Annotated in this window: 7 protein-coding genes; 4 read left to right on the forward strand and 3 right to left on the reverse strand. The window is 67.1% G+C overall.

The window, feature by feature from the left end; all coding sequences use genetic code 11:
• On the reverse strand, nt 1-202 hold a 202-nt coding region (locus tag JSV65_18830; GenBank protein ID UCH34549.1), incomplete at its 3' end, for a hypothetical protein.
• A 158-nt stretch (nt 203-360) separates the two neighbouring features.
• Here JSV65_18830 and JSV65_18835 point away from each other — a divergent pair.
• From JSV65_18835 to JSV65_18850, 4 genes are all read left to right on the forward strand, one after another.
• Nucleotides 361-630 (forward strand): hypothetical protein, encoded by a 270-nt coding sequence (locus JSV65_18835; GenBank protein ID UCH34550.1) that lies wholly within the window; start codon nt 361-363, stop codon nt 628-630.
• Nucleotides 631-839: 209 nt separating this feature from the next.
• On the forward strand, nt 840-1,331 hold the full coding sequence (locus tag JSV65_18840; protein UCH36846.1) for an N-acetylmuramoyl-L-alanine amidase: 492 nt from the start codon (nt 840-842) through the stop codon (nt 1,329-1,331).
• Nucleotides 1,332-1,611: 280 nt separating this feature from the next.
• Nucleotides 1,612-2,103 carry a hypothetical protein gene (locus JSV65_18845; protein ID UCH34551.1) on the forward strand — a complete coding sequence of 164 codons (492 nt, stop codon included), beginning with the start codon at nt 1,612-1,614 and terminating at the stop codon, nt 2,101-2,103.
• Between the two features lie 186 nt (nt 2,104-2,289).
• Entirely contained in the window at nt 2,290-2,487 is a 198-nt protein-coding gene (locus tag JSV65_18850) for a hypothetical protein (protein ID UCH34552.1), read from the forward strand.
• Between the two features lie 315 nt (nt 2,488-2,802).
• Here JSV65_18850 and JSV65_18855 read toward each other — a convergent pair whose 3' ends face one another.
• On the reverse strand, nt 2,803-4,152 hold the full coding sequence (locus JSV65_18855) for a hypothetical protein (GenBank protein UCH34553.1): 1,350 nt from the start codon (nt 4,150-4,152) through the stop codon (nt 2,803-2,805).
• A gap of 175 nt (nt 4,153-4,327) precedes the next feature.
• A complete protein-coding gene (locus tag JSV65_18860) occupies nt 4,328-5,695 on the reverse strand; it encodes a hypothetical protein (GenBank protein ID UCH34554.1) in 1,368 nt (455 codons plus the stop codon).
• Between the last annotated feature and the right edge of the window lie 207 nt (nt 5,696-5,902).

The raw sequence follows: 5,902 nt of genomic DNA on the forward strand, positions 1-5,902 counted from the left end.
AGCGGATGCTGCGCGCGGCGAAGGCGTCGATGTTGGGCGTGAGGTCCTCGGGGTAGCCGTAGCAGCCCAGGTGATCGGCGCGGAGGGCGTCGGTGACGATGAGGAGGAAGCGCTCGGGGCTGGGGGCGCGGAGGGAATGGAACACCCAGACCCCGGAGACAACGACGGCGACGAATACAAAGAGGATGGCTAGGCGCTTCAAGCGGCGTCCTCCGAAGGGATTATAGCATACTGGCGCGGGCGGCGGGGGCAACTGGTTGGCAGGCGAAAACGCCTGCCCCACCATTGCGGTCACGCGCGCGCTTCGACGCGGGGGCGGTGCTCGGCGGCGGTGATGTGAAGCGAGGGGCTCGGGATGCAATGATGAAGAGTAACGGCAAGCAGACGCTGGCGATCGTCCTGTCATTCGCGGTGATGATCTTCGCGGTGCTGGGGATCATGTGGAGCAGCCTCGATGGACGGATGGCGGGATGCGAGCAGCAGGTGGCGAAGGAGATCGGCCTGAGTGCGGCGCAGCGGGCGACGGTGGACCTGCGCCTGGCGAACATCGAGAAGCAGGTCGAGGAGATACGCCTCGACGTCAAGGCGCTGCGGGAGGAGGGAGGGATGGGCAACCGCGGATTCAAGTGAACCACCAAGGCACCAAGGCATAAGGGTAACGGCTGATCCGCCTCCGCTAAAGCTTCGGCGGACAAGTAGGGGCGGATCCGCCTCCGCTGAAGCTTCGGCGGACAAGTGGGCGCGGAGAGGCGGTGAAAGCGGTGGTGAACCACCGCACTCCAAAAGGGAGCGCGCGTGGGGGCGGGGCGGCGGCGTTCATGAGGGAAGCGATGCGCGTGATTGACACGATCGTGATACATCAGAGCGACAGCTCGTTCGGCACGGCGGGGCTGATTGACCGGTGGCACAAGGAGCGCGGGTGGTCGGGCATCGGGTATCACCGCGTGATCCTGAACGGCTGGCTGCGCGAGGGGACGTTTCGCGCGGAGTGCGACGGGCTGATTCAGGCGGGGCGCGCGCTGGACGAGATCGGGGCGCACGTGCGCGGGCACAACGAGACGAGCATCGGGATTTGCCTGATCGGCGTGGGGCCGGGCTGGCCGGTGCGGTTGGAGTCAAGCGCCAGCAGCGGGCAGATCGGCGGCGCGGGCGCGGGGTACCTGACGCACGCGGAGTGGCGGGCGCTGGTGTGGTTGTGCCGGAAGTTCGTGGTCGAGTTCGGGGTGGCGGTGGAGCGAGTGCTGGGGCATCGGGAGTTTCCCGGGGTGACGAAGACGTGCCCGGGGTTCGACGTGGCGGAGCTGCGGTGCGCGCTGCGGGGGAAGCGATAACCGCGGAGGGGGACATCTGCGGATTCAAGTGAACCACCAAGGCACCACGGCACGAGGGTAACGGCTGATCCGCCTCCGCTGAAGCTTCGGCGGACAAGTAGGGGCGGAGGGAGGGAAGAACCGCGGAGGTCGCGGAGAGCGCAGAGAGCGCAGAGAGATGTAGGGGCGGCGCTCTGCCGCTGCCCGTGATGTGAAGCGAGGGGGGTGTGCGACGGGGCGAGTTGATGACTCGCCCCGTCGCTGTTTGTGTGGCGGTGAGAATGATGTCGGGGGAGGAGAGATGATCGGAAAGCGAGATGCGGGTCCGGGAGTCGTGTGCGGCGAGAGAGGCGCGGGATGCCTCGTGCGGCGGCTGGTGATGGCGGCGGGGATTGCGCTGGCGGTCGTGCTGCTGCTGGGCACGCTGGCGGGCGCGGAGACGGGCGAGCGCATCGCCCCGGCGTCGCTGTACGACGAGCTGCGGCCGGTGTTCGACCAGGCGTCGGCGGGGATGTTCCTGATTCACGGGCGCGAGGCGACGGGCGTCGGGCCCGGGTTGGAGTGGCGAGTGTTCGAGGGCTGTGATGCGCTGCGGTTCAGCCTGATCGCGGCGCGGTCGAGCACGGGCAGCGAGCGGCTGATCCCCGGCATCGGCGTGCAGCTGGCGGGGGGCGGCGGGACGCCGGATGTCACGCTCGGCCTGTGCTGGCCGCCGAGCGAGTACGGCAAGGCGCGCATCGGCGGGGTGAAGACGTATGTGGCGCCGTATGTCGGGCTGCGGGTCGAGTGGTGAGAGATTGCGCGGGCGGGACGAGCGTCCTGCTCGACGGACTGCGCTCACAATGACGCGGGGGATATGTCACCCCGAGCAACGCGAAGGGTCTTGGCATCGGTGCGCTCCCCGGCCAAGATTCTACGCTGGCGCTCGGAACGACGTGCTTTGAGGCGGACTGCGGAAATCGGATTGCGAGGAGCAGAGATGACGAATCAACCATTAGGTTTGCCCGAGGGGACGGTGCGGGCGATATTCGCGTTGATGTTTGCGCTGACGGCGTGCTATCTGGCGGTGGCGCGGCGGGTGGAGGCGGAGGTGTTCGTGCCGCTGGTGATGGCGATCGTGGGGTACTACTTCGGCCAGCGGCAGGGGAATGGGGCAGCGGCGAAGCGGAGCGGGTGAGGCGGCGGATCCGACTGAACCACCAAGGCACCAAGGCACTAGGGTAACGGCTGATCCGCCTCCGCTGAAGCTTCGGCGGACAAGTAGGCACGGATTGGACGGAGAAGAGAGAGGGCGCGAGGAACACGGGAAACGAGTTGTAGGGGCACGGCATGCCGTGCCCGGATAGCGTGAACCACGAAGACACCAAGGCACGAAGATAACGGCCGATCCGCGTGCGCTAGAGCTTCGGCGGACAAGTAGGCGCAGAGAGGCGATGAAAGCGGTGGTGAACCACCGCACTCCAAAAGGGGCCCCGTGCCGGGCGGTACACATTCACTTCGCGCACTCCCATACCAGGTCGCCGTCGGCGAGCCAACTGCCCTCGACGGGCCGGCCGCCGTCGTCGTCGAGGTCGCCGCCGAAGCTGTGCAAGACAAAGCCCTCGCCTCGTCGCCGATACGCGAACGGCTTGTCGCTGAACGGGTCGTCGGGCAACGCCCAGCTGGGATACTCGTGCAAGTCCACGAGGGAATTCGGATACTTGCCGTGCTTGCTGTGATACGCCTCGAGTGCGAGAGCGACGCGCGTTGCGTTGATGACAGTCTGGCACTGGTCGCGGCTGGCGATCAGCTTGGGGTAGACGGAAATCCAATGCAGGCCGACGTAGTAGCGCGGCGCGCTTCCCATCTGCTCCTGAACCCGGGAGACTTGGCGTGCGACCTCGCGGTATGGTCGCCCGGACAACTCGATTGTGCGGCCTGTGAGGTCGAGCCACATCAGGCGCTCGCTGCGCTGGATGATGTCGCAGAGAGGCGAGGCGTAGAGCACGCTGGCCCACAGCGGCGTATCGGCGTCCCAGAACTCCAGCTCAATCGGCTCGGTGCGATGGGCGGCGAGGTAGTCCAGTAACAGAAGGCCGCCGGCCCGCTCCACCTGCAAGGCGCGGTGAAGTGGGCCGCGCAGGTCAATCGCGCCCAATTCGTCGCATGCGGCAGCGCAGGTTGGTGCGTCGAGTTGGTTCTCCTCCAGTACCGCGCGAAGCTCGGCCAGGGCGATTGACTGCACCGCGTAGGAGGTGAGGAGCAAGGTGAACTCCGGGTCCTGCATGAGGTGGCATGCAATTCGCACCCCGGTGAGGCAGGACTCAATCGCGGCGTCGGCATCCCCGTCGGCGCTTTCGAGGGCGGCCTGGGCCGCGAGCACCCTTGAGAGGGAGCGAAAACGCGGAGTGTACTGGATAACGAGAGTTGGAGTCCCTACATCCCAGCTTTCCCAGTCCAGTTCCAGGCGCGAGTGCGGCAGTTGCGCGGCGCGCGCGGCGATCGCGAGCCCCTGCCGGTTGGCATCCACGAGTGGGCGCAGTTCCTCGATGAGCTTGCGCCGTGCGGCGGTGCTCGGGGCCATCTTGAGTCCGCGGCAGATGTCATGAAGCCGCCGGTCCTCCTGGACGTGGGCGAAGGCTTCGATGTAGAGGAGTGCCGCGTTGTCGCTATCGGGGACAGGATCCGGGGCCACCTCGGCCATGGTCAGCGGTTCGCCGGCGGCGCGAAGCCTGTCGAGTTCGGCCTGGAGCGCGCGGGCGGTCTCCCAATCCAGTAGGGCGTAGCCGAGCACCGCCAGCGCGAGGATGACGCCGATCAGAATCAGCGGCGTGCGCCAGGATCGTTTCCGGTCGGTTTCCACTCAAGTCCTCACTTGCCGGGCGCGCGGCGGCGCCGGGTTACCCTCACCTCGATCCCGCCGGAGGCGGGGACACGGATCGAGGAAACCGCGGAGAACGCCGAGGACGCGGAGAGGCGATGAAAGCGGTGGTGAACCACCGCACTCCAAAAGGGGCCCCGTGCCGGGCGGTACACATTCACTTCACGAACTCCCAGACCAGGTCGCCGTCGCGCGGATAGGCCCGCGGGTCATACGGGCGGCCGCCGTCGTCGTCGAGATCTTCGCCCCAGCTGGAGAGCACGCAGCCGTCCCCTCGTCGCTCGTAGCCGAACGGCTTGCCGCTGAAGGGGTCATCGGGCAGCCGCCAGCCAGGATAGCGCTGTAATGCGTCAAGGGAATCCGGATACCCGCCGTGCGTCGTGTGGTACGCCTCCAGAGCGAGGGCAACCTGAGCGGCATTGCGGAAGGCGACGCGATCATCGCGGCTCAGAGCGGTTTGGCGGATTCCGGGAACGAGGAGGCGGGTGAGGACGTGATGCGACGGCGCGCCATCCATCTTGTCTGCCAGTGCGGTCCACTGCTTCTGATTGCGGCGGTAAGGCTTGTCGGCGAGCGCGAGCATGGCTTCGATGGTTTCGAGATAGTTGATCTCTTCGCGGGACCGGATCGGCCTGCCGAGAGGGCTGAAGTAGAGGCCCAAGGCCACTCGCGTGCCGGGGTCAAGGTCTGTCTCGTCGAAGCCGAGCGCTTCGCGTGCTTCTCCGGGGCGGCGATTGGCGATGTCGAAGAGCCACAGCGTCTGCGCTGCTTCGCCCGCGAGCGCCCCGCGGAAATATGCGTAGAGATCGACGCCTTGCAGGTCGTCGAAGAGCGCGCGGCAGACATCGGGGTCGAGGTCGGCGCGCGCGATCAGGTCGGGCAAAGTGGCGAGCGCGATGCGCAGCATGGAGCCGCTGGCGAAGAAGCCGATGATCACGGGCTCCGATGCGGCATGTCGCGACAGCCCGATGCCGGCGCGGAGTGATTCGACGGCGCGGCGCGAGTCGCCGTCAGCGATGGCGATGAGGACGTCGGCGGCGAGGAGGCGGGCGTAGTCGCGCAAGCGGCCGAACTGGGGGAACATGATCTGTGGCGGCGGTTGTGTCCAGTCCGTCGGGAAGCGGCAGCGGGGCATGGCGGCGGCGCGCTTGATCAGGGCGAGGGCTCGTTCGTTGCGCGCGAGGATGGCTTTGATTTCCGCCTGGAGGCGGACCCGGCTGCCCAGGGGGTCGTTCCTGACGAACTGATCCAACTGCTCCTCATCGGCGTGATCGAGTTCGAGCAGCTTGGTCGCTTTGTCGTAGAGGATGGCGGCGTTCTCTTCGTCGGGCACCGGCGGGGGAGCGATTTCGGCCATGCTGGTGGGGATACCGGCGGCGCGGAGTTTCTCCAGGCGCCACTTGCGGGCGCGCTGGAGGTCGGCGGCGAGCAAGAGCAGAACCGCCGAAGCTGCGACGAGGAAGACGAGCGCGAGTTTGAGCGCGAACGGAAAGCGTTTGCGGCGGCGGGTATCGGACCTGGGCACCTGTCAACTCCCCTCGGCGATCCCGGTGCGGGCTCCGTGGATACGATTCTAGCAGGAGCGGAGCGGGGGCGCAACGGCGTGCGGAGCTGTGATCGCAAGAGGTTGGTGTCACAGGGCGCCGGGTCTCCGCCGCCGGCCATTATGGAGTGCGGCGATTGATCGCCGCTTTGCCGGACGCCGGAGAAGGAGTGAAAGCGGTGGTGAACC

Source organism: Armatimonadota bacterium (assembly GCA_020354555.1).
GTDB lineage: Bacteria > Armatimonadota > Hebobacteria.